Raw genomic sequence first — 19,774 nt, forward strand, 5'->3', positions numbered from 1 at the left:
TTTCCATGTTCCAGACCGACACGAGGGAGGAGCGAGCGATCTCATGCTGAGATACATCCTCTTCCGAATCCTGCAGGTGATCCCCGTCCTGCTCGGCACCACCTTCCTGATCTACTTCATGGTCTTTGCCATGCCGGGCGACCCGATCCTCGCGATGTTCGGCGACAAGACCCCGAATCCCGCGATCGTTGCGCAGCTCCGCGAGCAGTACCACCTCGATCAGCCGTTCATCGTGCAGTACCTCCTGTACCTGAAGGGGCTGCTGATCGGTGACTTCGGCACGAGCTTCTCGGGTCAACCGGTCAGCGAGATCCTCGCCCGCACCTTCCCCGTGACCACGAAGCTCGCGATCATGGCGATTCTCATCGAGTTCCTGCTCGCGGTCGTGATCGGCCTCTTCTCCGGCCTGCGCAAGGGCAAGTTCTTCGACAACATCAACCTGATCATCGGTCTCGCGTTCATGAGCGTGCCGATCTTCGTGATCGCGTTCCTCGGTCAGTTCTTCTTCACGATCAAGCTCGACTGGTTCCGCACCACGGTCAGCGGCGGCGCGCCGCTGCAGGAGCTGCTGCTGCCGGCGATCGTGCTCGGTGTCAGCCTCTACGCGACGAGCATGCGCCTCACCCGCTCCTCGGTCATCGAGACTGCGAACCAGGACTTCGTGCGCACCGCGTACGCGAAGGGCCTGAGCCGCGGCCGCGTGATCCCGACGCACATTCTGCGGAACTCTTTGATTCCGACCGTCACGAACAGCGCCGCGAACTTCGGCATCCTGCTCGTCGGCGCGACCGTCACCGAGGGCATCTTCAACGTTCCCGGCGTCGGCAACACGCTGTACCAGGCGATCCTCCGCGGCGAGAACGCGACCGTCGTGTCGTTCGTGACGGTGATGGTGCTCATCTACCTCGGCGTGAACCTCGTCGTCGACCTCCTCTACGCAGTACTCGATCCGAGGATCCGCTATGCCTGATTCACTACCCCGTACCCCAGCAGCCGAGCACTTCGTCGCACCGTTCGACGAGACGCCCGTGGCGCCCGTCGACGCCGTGCGCGTCGGCGAGAAAAAGTCGAACCTGTGGCTCGACGCCTGGCGCGATATGCGCGGACGGCCCATGTTCTGGATCTCCTCCGCCGTCATCCTCATCGTGATCCTCGTCTCGCTGTTTCCGACCCTGTTCACCCAGGTGGATCCGCGGGCGTGCGATCTCGCGCAGTCGAACGCGGGCCCGGAGGCCGGGCACGTGCTCGGCTTCCAGAAGCAGGGCTGCGACATCTACTCGCGGATCATCTGGGGCACCCAGACGTCGGTGTCCGTGGGCCTGATCGTCGTGCTCATGACCTTCGTGCTCGGCACGATCATGGGCGCGCTCGCAGGCTTCTTCGGCGGCATCGTCGACACGATCCTGTCGCGCATCGGCGACATCTTCTTCTCGATTCCCTACATCCTCGCGGCCGTCGTCGTGATGAGCGTGCTCAGCGCGCACCGCAACGTCTTCACGATCGCGATCGCGATCGGTGCGTTCTCGTGGCCCGTGACGGCGCGCATCCTGCGCGCCGAGATCCTGCGCGTGAAGAACTCCGACTTCGTGATGGCCTCGCGTTCCTTGGGTCTCTCCCAGTTCCGCACCCTCGTGAAGCACGTGCTGCCCAATGCGATCGCGCCCGTGATCGTCGTCACAACGCTGTCGCTCTCTGCCGCGATCGTCGCCGAGGCGGTGCTGTCGTTCCTGGGCGTCGGCCTGCCACCGGCGCAGTTCATGAGCTGGGGCAACGACATCGCCCAGGCTCAGACCGATCTGCGCACTGCGCCGCAGACGCTCATCTACCCGTCCATCGCGCTCTCGGTCACCGTGCTCGGCTTCATCATGCTGGGTGAGGTCGTTAGAGATGCGCTCGATCCGAAGGCGAGGGCGCAGCGATGAGCGAGCAGCAGCCGATTCTCAGCGTCCGCGACCTGAAGGTCGAGTTCGGCACGAAGCAACAGCGGCGCGAGGTGCTCCACGGGGTGGGCTTCGACGTGTACCCCGGTGAGACGGTCGCGATCGTCGGCGAGTCGGGATCCGGTAAGTCGACCACGATGCACGCCGTGATCAACCTGCTCCCGGGCACCGGCAAGGTGACCGGCGGTTCCGTCATGTGGCGGGGACGCGAGCTGGTCGGCGTGGGCCGACGCGACATGGAGCACATCCGCGGGCGCGAGATCGGTCTCGTGCCGCAGGACCCAATGTCGAACCTCAACCCGGTGTGGTCGATCGGCTTCCAGGTCGAGGAGGCCGTGCGCGCGAACGGGCTCGCCAAGGGGCGGAAGGCGGTTCGCGAGCGCGCCGCTGAGGTGCTCGAGCAGGCCGGACTGCAGAATGCCGCGCAGCGGATGAAGCAGTACCCGCACCAGTTCTCGGGCGGCATGAAGCAGCGCGCGCTCATCGGCATCGGTCTTGCCGCGAGCCCTGAGCTGCTCATCGCTGACGAGCCGACCTCGGCTCTCGACGTCACCGTGCAGCGCGTGGTGCTCGACCACCTGCAGCGCCTCACGAGCGAGATGGGCACGGCGGTCGTCTTCATCACGCACGACCTCGGCCTCGCCGCGGAGCGCGCGGAGAAGCTCATCGTCATGTACCAGGGCAACATCGTCGAGTCGGGGCCGAGCCGCGAGATTCTCGAGCGGCCGCAGCATCCGTACACGAAGCGTCTGGTCTCGGCGGCGCCGAGCCTCGCCTCGCGTCGCATCGGATCCGACGCCACGCTGCCGACCGCGCCCACCGAGACCTTCGACCTCACGGCGATCGCCGAGGAGCCGAAGGCAATCGTGACGAACGAGCCGATGATCGAGGTCGCCGACCTCGGCAAGGTCTACAAGATCCGTAAGGGCAACTTCGGTCACGAGGACTTCCACGCAGTTTCGGGCGCGACGTTCACCGTGAATCGCGGCGAGACGATGGCACTGGTGGGGGAGTCCGGGTCGGGCAAGTCGACCATCGCGAAGATGGTGCTGCAGCTCGAGGAGCCCACCTCCGGGTCGGTGAAGGTCGCCGGCAAGGAGACGCGCGGCATGTCGGGGCGCGAGCTCTTCGATCTGCGACGCACGCTGCAGCCCGTGTTCCAGGATCCCTACGGCTCGCTCGATCCGCTGCACAACATCGGAAACACGATCATCGAGCCGCTCAAGATCCACGATGTAGGCGACGCCGCGAGCCGCAAGGCGCGCATGTACGAGCTGCTCGACCAGGTCGCGCTGCCGCGGGAGCTCGCGACGCGCTACCCGAACGAGCTCTCGGGCGGTCAGCGTCAGCGCGTCGCCGTGGCGCGAGGACTCGCTCTGAAGCCCGACATCCTCGTGCTCGACGAGGCGGTGTCGGCCCTCGACGTGCTCGTGCAGGCGCAGATTCTCGACCTGCTCGCGGAGCTGCAGCGCGATCTCGGGCTGACGTACCTCTTCATCACGCACGATCTCGCGGTCGTGCGGCTCATCGCGGATCGCGTGTGCGTGATGCAGCAGGGGCGCATCGTCGAGCAGGCGACCACCGACGAGGTGTTCGAAAATCCGCGCGAGGAGTACACACGCAATCTGCTTGCCGCGATCCCTGGCGCGCACATCGAGCTCGGGAAGACGGTGTAGCTGCGGTTCTGGTGAGGTGAAATGGCGGCGGATCGCGGGAACACGGTTCGTCGGCAGGCTCCACGGCCCGTCAGCGCCCGGCAGCTCCCGCAGCGCCCGTGAGCGTCCGCAGCGCCAGGCAGCGCCCGCCCCTCGTCCGGAATCCCGGACAGGGGCGGGCGCTGCTGCGTTGTCGGCGGGGCGCGCGCCCGCTGTGATGGGAGGAGGGGCCGACGCCCCGCGATCCTGCATACGAAAGGTCCAACGATGGCACTTCCCGGCGCACGCCCCGTCCGATCCCCGCGAGGCACCGAGCTCTCAGCGAAGAGCTGGCAGACCGAGGCGCCGATGCGCATGCTCATGAACAACCTCGACCCGGAGGTGGCCGAGCGCCCCGACGATCTGGTGGTCTACGGCGGCACCGGGCGGGCGGCTCGCAGCTGGGAGGCGTACGACGCGATCGTCGAGACCCTGCGGGACCTCGAGGACGACGAGACGCTGCTCGTGCAGTCGGGGAAGCCGGTCGGGGTCTTCCGCACGAACCCGTGGGCGCCGCGCGTGCTCCTCGCGAACTCGAACCTCGTGGGCGACTGGGCGACATGGCCCGAGTTCCGCCGGCTCGAGGCCGAGGGGCTCATGATGTACGGGCAGATGACCGCGGGGTCGTGGATCTACATCGGCACGCAGGGGATCTTGCAGGGGACGTACGAGACGTTCGCCGCCGTTGGGCGCAAGCTGGCCGCGCGTCGAAGCGCGGCGGCTGGGCGTGCTTCGGCCGGGGATGGTGAGGCGACGCTCGCGGGCACCATCACGCTCACCGGCGGCTGCGGCGGCATGGGCGGCGCGCAACCGCTCGCCGTGACCCTCAACGAGGGCGCCTGCCTCATCGTCGACGTCGACCGCACGCGGCTCGAGCGTCGCGCGGGGAAACGCTACCTCGACGAGGTCGTCGAAGATCTCGACGAAGCGCTGGCGCGAGTGCAGCGCGCGAAGGACGAGCGGCGCGGCTGGTCGGTCGGGCTCGTGGGCAACGCGGCGGAGGTGTTCCCCGAGATCCTGCGGCGCCACCGTGCCGGTGAGATCACGATCGATATCGTCACCGATCAGACGTCCGCGCATGATCCGCTGTCGTACCTGCCGGTCGGGTACGCGGTCGAGGAGCGGCTGGAGCGCGCCGAGGCGGATCCCGAACAGTTCACGCGTGATGCGCAGGCGTCGATGGCGGCGCACGTGCGCGCGATGGTCGAGTTTCAGGATGCGGGCGCCGAGGTGTTCGACTACGGCAACTCGATCCGCGACGAGGCCCGCAAGGGCGGGTACGACCGGGCGTTCGAGTTTCCGGGGTTCGTGCCCGCGTACATTCGGCCGCTGTTCTGCGAGGGGCTCGGGCCGTTCCGTTGGGCTGCGCTCTCGGGCGATCCCGAAGATATCCGGGTGACCGACGAGGCGATTCTCGAGCTCTTCCCTGAGAACGAACATTTGCGGCGGTGGATCCGCGCGGCGCAGGAGCGGGTCGAGTTCGAGGGCCTGCCCGCGCGTATCTGCTGGCTCGGGTACGGGGAGCGCGCGCGTGCCGCGGTGCGCTTCAACGAGCTCGTTGCCTCGGGGGCGGTGAGCGCGCCGATCGTCATCGGGCGCGATCACCTCGACTCGGGCTCGGTCGCTTCGCCGTATCGCGAGACCGAGGCGATGGCCGACGGCTCCGATGCGATTGCCGACTGGCCGTTGCTCAATGCGTTGACGGCGGCTTCGTCCGGCGCGACGTGGGTCTCGATCCACCACGGGGGCGGCGTCGGAATCGGCCGCTCGATCCACACCGGCCAGGTGTCGGTCGCCGACGGGTCGGCGCTCGCCGCCGAGAAGCTCCAGCGGTTGCTCACGAACGACCCGGGCATGGGCGTCATTCGACACGTCGACGCCGGGTACCAGCGGGCGGTGGACGTCGCCGCCGATCGCGGGGTGCGCGTGCCGATGGCGCCGGTGATCCGCAACCGCGACGAGGCCTGGTGAGCGCATGACGGCCACCATCATTACGAACATCGGCGAGTTGACGACGAACGACGATGCGCTCGAGACGGGCGAGCTCGGCGGGCGGTTGCGGGACGCGGCGGTCGTGATCGAGCAGGATCGCGTGGCGTGGGTCGGCCCCGCGACGCAGGCGCCGCCCGCGGACGAGCGCGTCGACGCGGCGGGGCGCGCGGTGCTGCCCGGCTGGGTGGACTCCCACACGCACCTCGTCTTCGCGGGGAATCGCACGGCGGAGTTCGAGGCGCGCATGTCGGGCGAGCCCTACGCGGCAGGGGGCATCAACACGACGGTGGAGGCGACGCGGGCGGCGAGCGACGGCGAGCTGCGCGCGAACCTCGAGCGGCACGTCGCCGAGGCGCGGCGCGGCGGAACGACGACGCTCGAGACGAAGACCGGGTACGGACTCACGGTCGCCGACGAGCTGCGGTCGGCGCGCATCGCGGCCGAGATCGTCGACGCGGTCACCTTTCTCGGGGCGCACTTGGTGCCGGCCGGGGCCGATCCGCACCGCTATCTCGAGCTCGTGACCGGTGAGATGCTCGCCGCCGTCGCGCCGCACGTCAGCGCGGTCGACGTGTTCTGCGAGACGGGCGCCTTCGACGAGGCGGCCTCGCGGCGCGTGCTCGAGGCAGCTGCGGCCGCGGGGCTTGCGACCCGCGTGCACGGGAATCAGCTCGGGCCCGGCCCCGGGGTGCGGTTGGCGGTCGAGAGCGGATCGCTCAGCGTCGACCACGTCGGCTTTCTGAGCGATGAGGACGTGGAGGCGCTCGCCGGCTCGTGGTCGGGCGCCGAACGGGGCACGGTCGCGACGGTGCTGCCCGCATGCGACCTGTCGACGCGCGTGCCGCTGGCCCCGGCGCGGCGTCTCGTCGATGCCGGCGCGGTGCTCGCCATCGCTTCGAACTGCAACCCGGGGAGCTCGTACACCTCATCGATGGGCTTCTGCGTCGCGACCGCGGTGCTGCAGATGGGGCTCACGGTGCCGGAGGCAGTGCGCGCGGCGACGCTCGGTGGTGCGGTCGCGCTCGGTATGGAGGCCGACGGGTGGGTCGATCCGCGCGGAGCGTGGCAGCCGCGCGTCGGCGTGATCGCGCCGGGCGCCCGGGCCGATGTGCAAATGCTCGACGCGCCGTCGGTCACGCACCTCGCTTATCGACCCGGCATGCCGCTCACTACTGCGGTGTGGCGGGCCGGCGCGCGCGTCGTCTGAGGGCGGGGTCGGGACTTCGCGATCCGCCGCCCGCGGGATTGTCCACGTGCGTGCCGCGCGCGCCACGGCCGTTAAACAGTGGATAGCCGGCAGTGCGGGGAGAAACGCCGAGAATCGGTCCGCGTGGCGGGCTTTCCACTGCATGACGGGCTCGCCCGCTACGCGTGATCCGCCCGCCGCCGCGGCTCGCGTTACTGAGCCGTGTAACCGCCGTCGACAACGTGGTAGCTGCCCGTGATGAACGAGGCGGCGTCGGAGGCGAGGAACGCGACGAGCGCCGCGACCTCCTCCGAGTTGCCGAGACGACCGAGCGCGTGCTTGCCCTCGAGGAACTTCAGCGCCTCCGCGTCCATGTTCGCCTCGACGAGCGGCGTCTTGATGAAGCCCGGTCCGACGGAATTCACGCGGACGCCCTGCGCCGCGTACTCGAGCGCCGCGTTCTTGGTGGCGCCGACGACGCCGTGCTTGGCCGCAACATACGCCGACGACATCGGGAAGCCGACGGAGCCGAGGATCGAGGCCATGTTGATGATCGATCCGCCGCCGTTCTCGGCCATCCGGGGGAGCTGTGCGCGCATGCTGTACATGACGGCGTTGAGGTTGATCTCGATCACCTTTTGCCAGCTGTCGAGCGGGTACTCGCCGAGGGGTGCGGCCGCGCCGCCGATGCCCGCATTGTTGACGGCGATGCGGAGCGGTGCGAGCGCCTGGGCGGCCTCGACCGCTGCGACGGCGTCCTGCGGATCCGCCACATCGCCGACGTGGGCGACAGCAGTGCCACCGGCGGCCTCGATCTCGGCGACGACGGCCTCGGCCGACTCCCGCTTGAGATCGGCGACGACCACCTTCGCGCCGTTGGCGGCGAGGAGGAGAGCGACGGCGCGGCCGATGCCGGATCCGCCTCCCGTGACAATTGCGGACCGCTCTGCGACGTCATATGTAGCCATGAATCTGCTCCTTCGTGAGAGATGTGCTCGCGGGCCACGGGGTGAGCTGGCTCTCGAGCCTGTTAACCGACATCTGTCGGATATATTGCAGTGTACGCTCTTCCGCTACGATCCGCACGAGGGGGAAACCGAGAGATGTCTGCACAGCCGGGTGACGCGCAGCGGGTCGATGCGCGTCAGCGCCGTACCCGAACGCTGCTGCAAGCTGCGGCCCTCGACCTCGCCGCGGCGGGGGACATTGCGTCCGTGTCAGTGACCGACCTGGCGCGGCGCGCCGGCGTGCATCGTTCGACGGTCTACGAGCACGGCGGGTCAGCGCTCGGCGTGCTGCAGGGCGCGCTCGCGGTCGAACTCGACGCGCTGCGTGAGCGGCACCTCCGCGACGTCGAGCCCGACCGTGTCGGGGCCGCGCTGCACGAGGTGACCCGCGGGGTATTCGAGCATGTCGACCGTTACGCCGCGATCTACCGCAACCTCGACGCCGCGGCGGGCACCACGCTGCACTCGTTTCTCAGCGAGCACTTCCAGGTGTCGACGCGGCTCCTCATCGCGCAGGCGAGCCTCACGATTCCGACGGGGGTGCCGCACGCGGACCCGCACCTCGTCGAGGAGGTGGCGGTGCGCTACATGGCGGACGGCGTTGTCGGGCTCATCGCGGTGTGGCTGCAGGACGATCACCGGGGCGACCCCGAGACCGCGCTCGCGATGCTCGAGCACCTGCTGCCCGCGTGGTGGCCGCGGGAGTGAGTGGGCTCTCGGCCGCGAGTGGGCTCGGGTCCGTCAGGCAGTGGATCATGCGTCGTGCGGGTCGAAGTCCCGGGAATTGATCCGCGTGAGCAGCTTTCCACTGTCTGATGGGCGGGCACGGGCCACGGGCACGGGCCACGGGCGCTGGACGGGTACGGGCGACGGGCGGGGGTCGCGAGCGGAGCCGCGGTGAACGGGCGGGGCGTGAGCACTGTGCCGATCCGCCGCCGATTTGCAGCCCGATGATTTCGGTGCACACCCCGATTCACGGGATGATCCGCTAAAATAGTGCGTCGGCGTTTTTCGGCGCCACCGCGGGGCGTACCCGCTCCGTGGCCGGCATCCCGCCGTGCCGACGCAACCTCGTCTCGTTAGGACTGTACCTCTATGGCTCTCGCCACCCGCGAAGACCTCCGCAACGTTGCCATCGTCGCCCACGTCGACCACGGCAAGACTACTCTCGTCGACGCCATGCTGCGTCAGACCAACTCCTTCGACGCGCACGCCGACGTCGACGACCGCGTCATGGACTCGAACGACCTCGAGCGCGAAAAGGGCATCACGATCCTCGCGAAGAACACGGCGATCACCTACGAGGGCGCCCACGAGGCCGGCGGCCCCATCATCATCAACGTGGTCGATACGCCGGGTCACGCCGACTTCGGCGGCGAGGTCGAGCGCGCACTGTCGATGGTCGACGGTGTCGTGCTGCTCGTCGACGCGTCCGAGGGCCCGCTGCCGCAGACCCGCTTCGTGCTGCGCAAGGCGCTCGAGGCGAAGCTTCCCGTGATCCTCGCGGTCAACAAGACCGATCGCCCTGATGCGCGCATCGAAGAGGTCGAGGGCGAGGCGCAGGATCTCCTGCTCGGTCTCGCCTCTGACCTCTCGGAGGACCACCCCGATATCGACGTCGACGCCGTGCTCGACGTGCCCACCGTGTACCTGTCGGGTCGCGCTGGCGCCGCGTCGCACGAGCGCCCTGGCGACGGCGAGCTCCCGAACAACCCGGATCTCGAGCCGCTCTTCCAGACCATCCTCGAGCGCGTTCCCGCGCCGAAGTACGACACCGAGTTCCCGCTGCAGGCGCACGTCACGAACCTCGACTCGTCGCCGTTCCTCGGCCGTATCGCGCTGCTGCGCGTGCACCACGGTTGGATCAAGAAGGGCGAGACCGTCGCTTGGGTGCGCCACGACGGCAACGTGCAGAACGTGCGCGTCACCGAGCTCATGCTCACCCGCGCGCTCACCCGCTACCCGGCAGAGAAGGCTGGCCCCGGCGACATCGTCGCGATCGCGGGTATCCCGGAGATCACCATCGGTGAGACCATCGCCGACGCCGAGGACGTGCGCCCGCTGCCCGTCATCACCGTCGACGAGCCCGCCATCTCGATGACGATCGGCGCGAACACCTCGCCGCTCGTCGGCAAGGTGAAGGGGCACAAGCTCACCGCCCGCATGATCAAGGACCGCCTCGACCGCGAGCTCATCGGTAACGTGTCGCTGCGCGTGCTCGACGTGGGCCGCCCCGACGCGTGGGAGGTGCAGGGACGCGGCGAGCTCGCGCTCGCGATCCTCGTCGAGAACATGCGACGCGAGGGTTTCGAGCTCACCGTGGGCAAGCCCCAGGTGGTCACCAAGGAGATCGACGGCAAGAAGCACGAGCCGTACGAGCACCTGACCGTCGACACCCCTGAGGAGCACCTCGGGGCGATCACCCAGCTGCTCGCGGCTCGCAAGGGGCGCATGGAGAACATGGTGAACAACGGTACCGGCTGGGTGCGCATGGAGTTCATCGTGCCGTCGCGCGGTCTTATCGGGTTCCGCTCGGAGTTTATGACCATCACCCGCGGCACCGGCATCGCGAACGCGATCTCGCACGGCTACGGCGAGTGGGCCGGCACCATCACCACGCGCAACAACGGCTCGATCGTCTCGGACCGCTCGGGTGTGGTGACGCCGTTCGCGATCATCAACCTGCAGGAGCGCATGAGTTTCTTCGTGCAGCCGACCGAAGAGGTCTACGAGGGCATGGTCATCGGTGAGAACTCGCGTTCCGAGGACATGGACGTGAACATCACCAAGGAGAAGAAGCTCACGAACATGCGTTCGGCGTCGGCTGACTCCTTCGAAGCGATGACGCCGCCCCGCAAGCTCACGCTCGAGGAGTGCCTCGAGTTCGCCCGCGAGGACGAGTGCGTCGAGGTGACCCCCGAGGTCGTGCGCATCCGCAAGGTCGAGCTCGACGCGTCACTGCGCGCGCGCTCGGCATCGCGCCTGAAGAACCAGAAGTAACTCGGGTTCTGCTGCACACCCCGGTCCGCGCTCGGCGCGGGCCGGGGTGTGTTGCGTTGCTCGGAGGCTTCGCAGCAGCGAGCGTAGGATCGGCACATGTCAATCATTCACCGCACGACCCTGAGCCCCTCGAAGTACGAACTGCTCGCCGCGTGGTTGCCGAAGCAGCCGTGGTTTACGGGCGACGCCACCGCTCTCGCGCCGATCGGGGCGTACCGCTTCGACGACCCCGAGGGCGAGGTTGGCCTCGAGGGGCACGTGTTCAGGGCCGGAGACGAGACGGTCTATCACGTGCCGCTGAGCTACCGGGGAGCACCGCTCGAGGGCGGCGAGGAGTTCGAGGTCGGCACCATGGAGCACGGCGTGCTCGGCACGCGCTGGGCGTATGACGCGGTGGGTGATCCGGTGTTCCGCGCTGTGCTCGCGGGCGCCGTGCTGCACGGCGAGGCGGGCAGTCGCGAGTTCACGGAGGACGCAGAGGGGAATCAGGCGGAGCGAGATCCTTCGGTCCATGTGCGTGGGAGCGGTGACGGCGATGCGCCGGTGCCCGAGCTCGCCGCCGTGCGCGTGCTGACTGAGGGGAGCGCGACGATTGCGGAGACCGAGTTTGCGCTGCTCGCCGTGCACCGGGTCGTTGCCGTGGACGCCGGCGAGGACCCCGCGGGCACGCTGTCGCTGCGCGGAGAGTGGCCGGGCGCGGTGGGCGCGCTGCTCGCGTCGCTGCGGGTGTAGGGGCGGGCGCGCTCGCGTCTGATTGCTCGCTTCGCTGTGGCCGCGTGCTCTGGTTCGGTGGTTCGCTCGCGGGGCGGCGGATCGGGTCTCGCGCTCCGCGCTCGACACGGCCGGGCGGTCCCCGTTTTCGCGATTGGGTCGCAACCCGCTAGAGTATTCCTTGCGTGAAAAACGCAATCGGGATGTGGCGCAGCTTGGTAGCGCACGTCGTTCGGGACGACGGGGTCGCAGGTTCAAATCCTGTCATCCCGACTCAGAACCCCCGGAACTCCGTTGAAATGATGCGGAACTTCCGGGGGTTTCGTAGTTCTCGGGGTGTCTGAGACAGCTCGTTGGTCACGATGGGGACACGACCGCGCGAAGCGGTGACGTGCCCCCGGACGCGCAATCGCGGGGGAGCGCGCGCACCGCGTCGAGCGCGGCGCGAAGATCCTGGATCAGGTCGTCCGGGGTCTCGAGGCCCACGGAGAGTCGCAGGAGGCCGGGCGTGATGCCGAGGCGCTCGTTGACGTCGGGGGAGAACGTCGCGTGCGTCGTCGTGAGCGGGTGGATCACCATCGAACGAGTGTCCCCGATCCCGGTCATGCGCGAGAACACGCGCAGCGCGTCGACACACGCACGCGCCCCCGCCGCCCCTCCGCGCACGGTGACCCCGAAGACCGATCCGGTGCGTGCGATGCCGTCGCTACCCGTGCCGTAATCGCGTGCAGCGAGCTCGTAGAGCGGATGACCGGGAAGGCCGGAGTAGTCGACGGATTCGACCTCGGGCTGATCCGCCAACCATGCCGCGATGCGCTGCGACGACGCGACATGACGGTCTATGCGCAGCGACAGCGTCTCCATGCCCTGGTGCAGCAAGAACCCGTTGAACGGCGACAGCGACGGGCCGATATCGTTCACGACGGCCTCACGGGCCGTGCGCGCGTAGGCGGTGGCACCGAAGCGATCCAGCATCGAGGCGGCCCCCGGCCGCGGGGCGCGCGTGATCAGCGGGTACGACCGCCCGGCGCGCTCGGCCGCCTCCCAGTCGAAGCGGCCGCCGTCGACGATCGCCCCGCCGACGGCCGCGCCGTGGCCGGTGAGGAATTTCGTGGTCGAGTGCACGACGATGCTCGCGCCGTGCTCGAACGGCCGAATCAGCGCAGGGGTGCCGACCGTGTTATCGACGACGAGCGGTAGTTGGTGGCGAGCGGCGACCCTGGCGAGATGCGCGAGGTCGGTGACGTCGTTGCAGGGATTCGGGATCGACTCAGCGAAGATCGCCTTCGTGTTCGGGCGAATGGCGCGATCCCACGCTGCGTCATCCGTGGTGTCCCAGACGTAGTCGACGTCGATACCGAAGCGCTTGAAGCTACGGCCGAAGAGAATGCGGGTGCCGCCGTAGATCGACGCAGCCGAGACGATGTGATCGCCGGACTGAGCGAGCGCGAACAGCGCCGACGAGATCGCCGCCTGGCCACTCGACACGGCCACCGCGGACGTGCCGCCCTCGAGCGACGCCAGACGGGCCTCGGCGACGGCGTTCGTCGGGTTGCCCTGGCGAGCGTAAATCGGCGCCGGCGCTGAGCCGGTGAACGCGTCGACCTCGCTGAGCACGGCGTTCGCCCCGGCATTCCACACTGACTGCCCGGAGAAGCGCGCTGCCTGGTCGTCGAAGTCGTCGAACACGAACCCGGCCGACATCGCGATCGCGGGCACGCGGAGCCCTGCGTTGAGGTCGCTGAACTCGCCGGCGTGCACCTGGCGGGTATCGAATCCGAAGTCGGTCCACTCGGTGACCGGAGCGGCGGCGCTCATGAAGTCTCCTCTGCGTCATCGGGATGTGTGATGGGTGCGATGCGCGCTATTGCGTCGCGCACGGTCTGGGGAGGGCACGCGAGGTTGACGCGCACGTGGCCGCGGCCGCCGCGCCCGAAGGTACGGCCGTCGCCGAGCGCGACGCAGGCCTCGCGCAGGATCGCGGCGTGGGGGTCGTCGGCGATGCGGGTGGCGCCGAAGTCGAGCCACGCGAGGTATCCGGCCTCGGGCGGCACGAAGCGCACGCCCGGCAGCTGCGACGCGACGAGGTCCTTGAGCAGGTTCACGTTCTCCTCGATGCGGCGGATCGCCTCGTCGAGCCAGTCGCGCGCCCTGCTGAACGCGGCGACGTTCGCGTGCAGGCCGAGGATGCTCGCGCGGCAGGCGACTTCGGGGGGAAGTCGACGCAGGAGCGTGTCGTCCTCGGCGCTCGCCGCGATCACCATGGCGCACTTCGTGCCCGCGAGGTTCCACCCCTTGCTCGCCGAGGTGACCGTAACCGAAGCTACTCCGGCACTCGCGGCAATGGGGGCGAAGGGAACGAACGACCTGCCGCGGTGGGTCAGGGGAGCGTGAATCTCGTCCGAGACGACGAACACGTCGTGCGCGGACGCGAGGCGGGCGAGCTCGGTGAGATCGGCTTCGCTGTGCAGGAGCCCGTGCGGGTTGTGCGGATTGCAGAGCAGCAGCGCATCGATGCCGGCGGCGGATCCGAACGCCTCTGCGAGGGCGTCGAGGTCGAGGCGTGGGCCCGCCGTCGGGTCGGTGGCGAGGGGGATCTCGACGACCTCCACGGGCAATTCCTCGAGCATCTCGAAGAACGACGGGTACACGGGAGTCGTGATCGCGACACGTCCGCCATCCGGCAGCGCGAGGCGCAGCGTCTCCACGATGCCGACGCTGACGTCCGTGCAGAGATGCACGTGTGCCGGGTCGACCTCCCACCCCCAGCGATCCCGGGCAAATCCCGCGAAGGCGGGCGCCAGCGGACCGGGCCCGTCGAGGTAGCCCGTGTCCGAGGCGCGCACGCGCTCGATGATCGCCTGCTGCACCTCGGGAGCAATCGCGTAGTCCATCTCGGCGACGAAGAGCGGCAGCACGTCGTCCGGGTACCGGGTCCATTTGATGCTCGTGCGCTCGCGGCGCAGCGCCTCGGGAGTGAGGGCCGCGAACGGCACCCCTCCCGGGTCGGTGGTAGCGGTCGCGTTGCGGTTGCCGTCTCCGTGGCCGTTGCCAGCGCCCGACGAGGCAGCTGGCCCAGCGTCGTCGGCCTTTGAAGCCTGTGGGACTGCGGTGTGCATGTTCTGATCCCGTCATCGCGATGGTGTGCCGCGGCATCGCTGCCGCGTCCGTCCGGATGCGCGCTGGCGCGCCTCAGCTCGCGGAGAGCTCGGAGCGCAGCAGTGCGGTGCCCTCCGCGAGGGCGGCCATCTTGTCGCGAGCCACGCGTCGGCCGAGGGGCGCCATTCCGCAGTTGGTGCTGGGGATCAGCTTGTCGGCGTCGACGTAGGGGAGGGCGCCGCGCAGCGTCGCGGCGACCGACTCGGGGCTCTCGACCTCGTCGGTCGCGACGTCGATCGCTCCGAGCATCACCTTCTTGCCGCGCAGCAGCTCGACGACTTCCACGGGCACGCGCGAGTTGTGACGCTCGAGCGAGACGATGTCGAGCGACGACTGCTGCAGCAGCGGGAACGACTCCTCGTACTGGCGCCACTCGTCACCGAGGGTGAGCTTCCAGTCGTTATTCGCCTTGATCCCGTAGCCGTAACAGATATGCACGGCTGTCTCCGCGCGGAGCCCCTCGGCGGCGCGCTCGAGCGCGGCCACGCCCCAGTCCTTGAGCTCGTCGAAGAACACGTTGAAGGCCGGCTCGTCGAACTGGATGATGTCGACGCCCGCGGCCTCGAGATCGCGAGCCTCCTGATTGAGGATCGTCGCGAACTCCCATGCGAGCTTCTCACGGCTGCGGTAGTGCTTATCGGCGAGCGTGTCGATCATCGTCATCGGCCCGGGCAGCGCCCACTTGATCGGGCGGTCCGTGCGCTCGCGCAGTCGTCGCGCGTCATCCGCGAAGACGGGTCGCTCGCGCGTGACCGCGCCGACGACCGTCGGCACGCTCGCGTCGTAGCGGTTGCGGATGCGCACGGTCTCGCGGTGCTCGAAGTCGACGCCGCCGAGGTGCTCGATGAACGTCGTGACGAAGTGCTGGCGGGTCTGCTCGCCGTCACTGATGATGTCGATGCCGGCGGCGCGCTGGTCGTCGGCAGCGAGGGCCAGCGCGTCCAGCTTGCCCTCGGCGAGATCATCGCCGTCCAGGCGCCACGGGGACCAGAGCGTCTCGGGCTCGGAAAGCCAGGACGGCTTCGGCAGGCTGCCAACCAGTGCGGTAGGGAGGAGGGGTGCGGTCATGCTCGGAATCCTTACGCGTCGATCAGTCGGTCGGAGTGCTGAGCGGCCCATCGCTCGAGAACATCGCCGTAGGGCCGCATGAGGTGCTCCTCGGTGAAGCGTCCCTGCTGCACGGCGAGCTGACTGCGCTCAACACGGTCGTAGGTCACGCGAGTGGGGGAGTAGTCGCCGTGCTCGAGGTTCGGTCGGTAGATCTCGCCCGCCGCCGAGTTGGCGTTGTAGATCTCCGGCCGATAGATCTTTTGGAACGACTCCATCGTTGCAACGGTGGCGGCAAGCGCGAGCGGCGTGTAGTCGCCCAGCAGATCCCCCCGGTAGTAGAACGCCAGCGGCGCGACGGCCCCCGGTGGCATGAAGTAGCGCACCTGCAGGCCCATGCTGCCGAAGTACGTATCGGTCAACGACGAGCCGTCTTCCGGCGCGTACTCGACGCCAAGGATCGGGTGCTCGTTGGTCAGCCGCTGGTACGTGCGCGATGTCGAGACACTGATGCAGATGACGGGCAGCTGCGCGAAGCACTCGCGGTACGCCGGAGAATCGAGGAAGAGCTCGAAGACGCGCCCGTGCAAGCGGCCGAAGTCTTCAGGCAGGGGCTCACCCGGGTGCTCTTCGGCGTGCTGCCGCAGCCGCACGCTGAAGTCGTAGTCGCGAATGTACGACGAGAAGTTGTTGCCGACGATGCCGTCGATGCGAGAGCCCGTGTGCTGGTCGACGATGGCCACATCGAGCACCTCGATGATCGGGAACTCGGCGGCCTCCGACTCCGTGCCCGCATCAATGCTGAGTTCAACGGACACAATGTCGAGCTCGAGACGGTAGCGGTCGCGGGCGGGGTTGTCCCAGTGCACGAGGTCATTGAAGCGGCGATCGATCATCTGCATCGCATTGCGCAGGTTGTCCTGGCGGTTCACGCCGCGAGCCAGGTTCGCGAAGTTCGTCGTCGTGCGCGAGGTCGACGACGGAGCGTAGTGCTCGTCGAAGCGAGTCGTGCTGATGCTGAACTGACAGTCAGTGTCCATAGTGATGATGTCGTCACGCTTTCGTTTACATGCCGGGGTCGTCCGTCGGGACCCTCGCGCCGTTCTAGGAACAGGCTGCTCCTGGCCTGGAACTTCGATTTCCAAGCTCGAGTGCCAGTGTAGGTACGAGCTCTCGCGCACAGCCATCCGGGCTGCAACGTGACGTAATCGGGGCGACCGAAACGCGAGTGTGCGACGCCCGGAAACCGACTCCGGTCGCGCGCGGCGCCGAGCCATCGGCGGGCGCCGACTCAGGTGAGGCCGAGCCGATCCACGACCTCTGCCACACGGGCCCGCTGCTCGCGATCGAGACCTTGGATGGGCAGCGGCAGCGAGCGGAACGGTGCGAGCCCCAGGTGCTCGGCGATCGCCGCAGTGACCCGAAGGCTGCCGCCGAAATCGGCAAACAGATCCCACAGCGGCTGCAGCCGATCCGCCGCCGTTTGTGCCTCGTCGGCCCGGTCCTGCTGTGCCGCGCGGGTGATCTCGAGCGCGGGAGCGGGAAGCGTGCCGCCGATGACCGAGTACCAGGCGTCGCACCCGGCGCCCAGGCCGGTCGCCGCGAACGCATCACCGGAGATACCGATGGTGACGTGGCTCGGAATCACCGCGCGAATCCCCTCGACGCGCGCGGCGACCTCGTGCCTGGAGCCCGGGGTGCCGGGAATCTTGATGGACGCGATGCCCGGGAGCTCCGCGATGCGTGCGTAGAGCTCGGTGGTGAACGTGAAGTGCGTCGTGCCCGGATTGTCGTAGACGACGACGGGCAAATCGGTGTGCTCGGTAGCGGTGCGGTAGAGCTCGAACACGTCGCCCGCGGTGAGCGCCTGGTACGTCATCGGAGCGAGCAGCACGCCGGCCGCGCCCGCCTCGCTCGCGCTGTCGATGTGGGCGAGCACGTGCGAGGTGCGGAGCCCTCCGACCCCGACGAGCACGGGTGTGGATCGGGCGTGCTCCACCGCGAGTCGCGCCACACGGCCCCGTTCCTCCGGTGAGAGGTAGGCGTAGGAACCGGTCGACCCGAGCGCGGTGATCGAATCGACGCGTGCGTCCGCCAGCCGCTCGATGAGACCGACGAAGGCGGCCTCGTCGACCGCGTCATCGCGGAGCGGAGTGAGCGGGAAGGCACTGAGCCCGGTGAATGCGGTCATGGCTGTGAGCCTAGTAGCGCGGAATGCGAGAGTGAGATCGACTCCGGTCCGTGAGATCGACTCCCGTTCGTGCGTTTTCGAAGTCAATCTCGGTGTTGGGGGTCGATCTCGGCGCGGCAGAGGGGCGCTAGTCGCCCCCACGTGCGGCAGAGGGGGCGCTAGTCGCCCCAGGCGCGCGCGAAGAAGTCGTCCGAGCGGGCCTTGAGGAGGGCCTCGTAGTCGGCAGCGCTGAGCGAAAGCGCCGAGTCGGCGGGTATGTCCGTCGTGAAGGCGGAGACGCCGAGCCCCGCCTCACCGTCGCGGATCTTCAGCCCTGCGGCCTCAAGAAGCGTCGGATACATGCTGAGCTGATCAGATCCAGACCGCAGTTCGCCCTCGGAGCGCGGGTGCTTCGCAGACTTGGGGATCCACACCCGATTGAAGATGGTTCGATCGCTGCGCCCGATGAGCTCGTCGTGGAACGCGCCACGCGTGCCGAGCTGCTTCAAATGGTCACCCATCACGACGACGGCGGTGTCTTCGAGGTAGCCCTGATCCTCCATGAACCGCATGAACCCCGCGACGGCCTCCATCGAGCAGACGTAGATGGACGTCATCTCTTCGTCGGTGTCCACGTCGCAGCTGTCGTAGACGTGCGCCGGTTCGTGGGTGTCGAGCGTCAGCAGCGAGAGGTTGAACGGCCTGCCGCTCGCCTCGGCATCCTCATGGAGCTCGGTGACCTTCTGCTCCGCGTGCACCATGAGCCGTGCATCGCTGAGTCCCCAGTCGGGGCGGATCTCCGAGTCCGGCTCGCCCGCTGCGCGCCAGTCCTCGAGTCCGTACTCCTCGGCGTATCCGTGGTCGGAAAGGAACTGATCCTTCGCGGCGAAGCCGGGGTTCGCGCCACCCATGAAGACGCTGCGGTAGCCGTGCTCAGCGAGCACATCGCCGAGGCAGGTTTCGTTGGGGAGATACGCGTCGAGACCGCTCATCAGCTCATGCACGATCTCGCCTCCCGAGGCCGTGATCTTGCCCTTCAACGGGATGCCGCATTGCGTTGACACGATGCCCGCCATCGTCCATCCACCGCCCGCGTACTGGCGGTAGTTCTCGATACTCTGCCAGCCCTCCGTGGCTCCCGCGATGGGCGCGAGCATGTCCTTCTCGAAGAGCGTGTCATTCGCGAGCGTCGCCTCGCCCGACTCGAGATAGATGATGACGATGTTGCGCTTGTGAGTGTCGTCCGTGACGACGGGGGCCGTGTAGTAGTCACCGATGTCGGCGGTGGACTGATTCGCGGCGAGAAAGTCATCGAGCTTCACGGTGGTTCTGAACGCCGTGGTGCCCATCACTATCACTCCTGCAGCGAGCAGGATCGACACGAGGCGAGCGCCGTGCCTCGTGCGATGGGTGAGTCGGCGAGAATAGCGCAGCTTCTGCAGGCGGCGGGCGCGGAGTCGCGCGACCGCAAGGGTGAGGGCTAGCGGCAGCACCGCGATGCAGACGATCGCCAGCAACAGGAGGGCGGATCCGCCGCCGCCGTCCGTCTGTATAGCGACGAGGTTGAGGAGCATCTGATCGACCGTGACGGTCCCGAACAGCAGGCGGATGCCGATACCTGTGATGAGGAGCGTCAGGCTCGCCCAGACGAGGAACCAGGTGAGCGCTCGTCCTGCGCGACGGAGCGAGCGGATCCTGTGCGAGGCGCGCTGTGGGGGAGCGGCGGCGGCCTCGGACGAGCCGGGAGGGGGTGTCTTCATGCGATCCTCCCACCCATACCTCGACTCAGCTTACGACGCACCTGCCGCAGTTTCCCTTGGGGCGGGCGCGACGGGCAAGGGGAGTGCTATGTGTGGGGAACTCGGCTA

Annotated in this window: 15 protein-coding genes and 1 tRNA gene; 9 read left to right on the forward strand and 7 right to left on the reverse strand. The window is 68.3% G+C overall.

The window, feature by feature from the left end; all coding sequences use genetic code 11:
• The first annotated feature begins 43 nt into the window (after positions 1-43).
• From WFH00_RS09995 to hutI, 5 genes are all read left to right on the forward strand, one after another.
• Entirely contained in the window at positions 44-970 is a 927-nt protein-coding gene (locus WFH00_RS09995; protein ID WP_336660690.1) for an ABC transporter permease, read from the forward strand.
• Positions 963-1,922, forward strand: coding sequence for an ABC transporter permease (locus WFH00_RS10000; protein ID WP_336660691.1), 960 nt, complete (start codon positions 963-965; stop codon positions 1,920-1,922). The genes WFH00_RS09995 and WFH00_RS10000 overlap by 8 nt, the downstream gene beginning before the upstream one ends.
• A complete protein-coding gene (locus tag WFH00_RS10005; RefSeq protein ID WP_336660692.1) occupies positions 1,919-3,616 on the forward strand; it encodes an ABC transporter ATP-binding protein in 1,698 nt (565 codons plus the stop codon). The genes WFH00_RS10000 and WFH00_RS10005 overlap by 4 nt, the downstream gene beginning before the upstream one ends.
• A gap of 246 nt (positions 3,617-3,862) precedes the next feature.
• Positions 3,863-5,605 carry a urocanate hydratase gene (hutU, locus tag WFH00_RS10010; protein ID WP_336660693.1) on the forward strand — a complete coding sequence of 581 codons (1,743 nt, stop codon included), beginning with the start codon at positions 3,863-3,865 and terminating at the stop codon, positions 5,603-5,605.
• Between the two features lie 4 nt (positions 5,606-5,609).
• Complete coding sequence (hutI, locus tag WFH00_RS10015; protein WP_336660694.1) at positions 5,610-6,833, forward strand: imidazolonepropionase; 1,224 nt, start codon at positions 5,610-5,612, stop codon at positions 6,831-6,833.
• Positions 6,834-7,024: 191 nt separating this feature from the next.
• Here the strand turns inward: hutI and WFH00_RS10020 are convergent, their stop codons facing one another.
• On the reverse strand, positions 7,025-7,780 hold the full coding sequence (locus WFH00_RS10020) for an SDR family NAD(P)-dependent oxidoreductase (RefSeq protein ID WP_336660695.1): 756 nt from the start codon (positions 7,778-7,780) through the stop codon (positions 7,025-7,027).
• A 135-nt stretch (positions 7,781-7,915) separates the two neighbouring features.
• Here WFH00_RS10020 and WFH00_RS10025 point away from each other — a divergent pair, with 135 nt between their 5' ends.
• From WFH00_RS10025 to WFH00_RS10040, 4 genes are all read left to right on the forward strand, one after another.
• Positions 7,916-8,527, forward strand: coding sequence for a TetR/AcrR family transcriptional regulator (locus WFH00_RS10025; protein WP_336660696.1), 612 nt, complete (start codon positions 7,916-7,918; stop codon positions 8,525-8,527).
• 387 nt (positions 8,528-8,914) lie between these two features.
• A complete protein-coding gene (typA, locus tag WFH00_RS10030) occupies positions 8,915-10,819 on the forward strand; it encodes a translational GTPase TypA (protein ID WP_336660697.1) in 1,905 nt (634 codons plus the stop codon).
• A 96-nt stretch (positions 10,820-10,915) separates the two neighbouring features.
• Positions 10,916-11,551, forward strand: a complete 636-nt coding sequence (locus WFH00_RS10035) for a CG0192-related protein (RefSeq protein ID WP_336660698.1) — start codon at positions 10,916-10,918, stop codon at positions 11,549-11,551.
• Between the two features lie 178 nt (positions 11,552-11,729).
• Positions 11,730-11,803: transfer RNA gene (locus WFH00_RS10040), tRNA-Pro, on the forward strand.
• An 84-nt stretch (positions 11,804-11,887) separates the two neighbouring features.
• Here WFH00_RS10040 and WFH00_RS10045 read toward each other — a convergent pair.
• The 6 genes from WFH00_RS10045 to WFH00_RS10070 form a co-directional block, all read right to left on the reverse strand.
• Entirely contained in the window at positions 11,888-13,348 is a 1,461-nt protein-coding gene (locus WFH00_RS10045; protein ID WP_336660699.1) for an O-acetylhomoserine aminocarboxypropyltransferase/cysteine synthase family protein, read from the reverse strand.
• A complete protein-coding gene (locus WFH00_RS10050) occupies positions 13,345-14,649 on the reverse strand; it encodes a MalY/PatB family protein (RefSeq protein ID WP_336660700.1) in 1,305 nt (434 codons plus the stop codon). The genes WFH00_RS10045 and WFH00_RS10050 overlap by 4 nt, the downstream gene beginning before the upstream one ends.
• Positions 14,650-14,722: 73 nt before the next feature.
• Positions 14,723-15,757: a methionine synthase gene (locus WFH00_RS10055; protein ID WP_336660701.1), complete on the reverse strand. Its 1,035-nt coding sequence runs from the start codon at positions 15,755-15,757 to the stop codon at positions 14,723-14,725.
• Positions 15,758-15,768: 11 nt separating this feature from the next.
• Positions 15,769-16,776 (reverse strand): putative oxygenase MesX, encoded by a 1,008-nt coding sequence (locus WFH00_RS10060; protein ID WP_336660702.1) that lies wholly within the window; start codon positions 16,774-16,776, stop codon positions 15,769-15,771.
• Between the two features lie 251 nt (positions 16,777-17,027).
• Positions 17,028-17,927, reverse strand: coding sequence for a dihydrodipicolinate synthase family protein (locus tag WFH00_RS10065; RefSeq protein WP_336660703.1), 900 nt, complete (start codon positions 17,925-17,927; stop codon positions 17,028-17,030).
• Between the two features lie 158 nt (positions 17,928-18,085).
• A complete protein-coding gene (locus WFH00_RS10070; protein ID WP_336660704.1) occupies positions 18,086-19,666 on the reverse strand; it encodes a sulfatase-like hydrolase/transferase in 1,581 nt (526 codons plus the stop codon).
• Between the last annotated feature and the right edge of the window lie 108 nt (positions 19,667-19,774).

This window comes from Leucobacter sp. USHLN153 (genome assembly GCF_037145615.1).
GTDB lineage: Bacteria > Actinomycetota > Actinomycetes > Actinomycetales > Microbacteriaceae > Leucobacter.

Coding starts and splice junctions, on each gene's coding strand:
- hutU (WP_336660693.1), top strand. CDS start 3,863: ATGGCACTTCCCGGCGCACGCCCCGTCCGATCCCCGCGAGGCACCGAG.
- WFH00_RS10035 (WP_336660698.1), top strand. CDS start 10,916: ATGTCAATCATTCACCGCACGACCCTGAGCCCCTCGAAGTACGAACTG.
- WFH00_RS10050 (WP_336660700.1), bottom strand. CDS start 14,649: ATGCACACCGCAGTCCCACAGGCTTCAAAGGCCGACGACGCTGGGCCA.
- WFH00_RS10060 (WP_336660702.1), bottom strand. CDS start 16,776: ATGGACACTGACTGTCAGTTCAGCATCAGCACGACTCGCTTCGACGAG.
- WFH00_RS10020 (WP_336660695.1), bottom strand. CDS start 7,780: ATGGCTACATATGACGTCGCAGAGCGGTCCGCAATTGTCACGGGAGGC.
- WFH00_RS10070 (WP_336660704.1), bottom strand. CDS start 19,666: ATGAAGACACCCCCTCCCGGCTCGTCCGAGGCCGCCGCCGCTCCCCCA.
- typA (WP_336660697.1), top strand. CDS start 8,915: ATGGCTCTCGCCACCCGCGAAGACCTCCGCAACGTTGCCATCGTCGCC.
- WFH00_RS10025 (WP_336660696.1), top strand. CDS start 7,916: ATGTCTGCACAGCCGGGTGACGCGCAGCGGGTCGATGCGCGTCAGCGC.
- hutI (WP_336660694.1), top strand. CDS start 5,610: ATGACGGCCACCATCATTACGAACATCGGCGAGTTGACGACGAACGAC.
- WFH00_RS10055 (WP_336660701.1), bottom strand. CDS start 15,757: ATGACCGCACCCCTCCTCCCTACCGCACTGGTTGGCAGCCTGCCGAAG.
- WFH00_RS10005 (WP_336660692.1), top strand. CDS start 1,919: ATGAGCGAGCAGCAGCCGATTCTCAGCGTCCGCGACCTGAAGGTCGAG.
- WFH00_RS09995 (WP_336660690.1), top strand. CDS start 44: ATGCTGAGATACATCCTCTTCCGAATCCTGCAGGTGATCCCCGTCCTG.
- WFH00_RS10045 (WP_336660699.1), bottom strand. CDS start 13,348: ATGAGCGCCGCCGCTCCGGTCACCGAGTGGACCGACTTCGGATTCGAT.
- WFH00_RS10065 (WP_336660703.1), bottom strand. CDS start 17,927: ATGACCGCATTCACCGGGCTCAGTGCCTTCCCGCTCACTCCGCTCCGC.
- WFH00_RS10000 (WP_336660691.1), top strand. CDS start 963: ATGCCTGATTCACTACCCCGTACCCCAGCAGCCGAGCACTTCGTCGCA.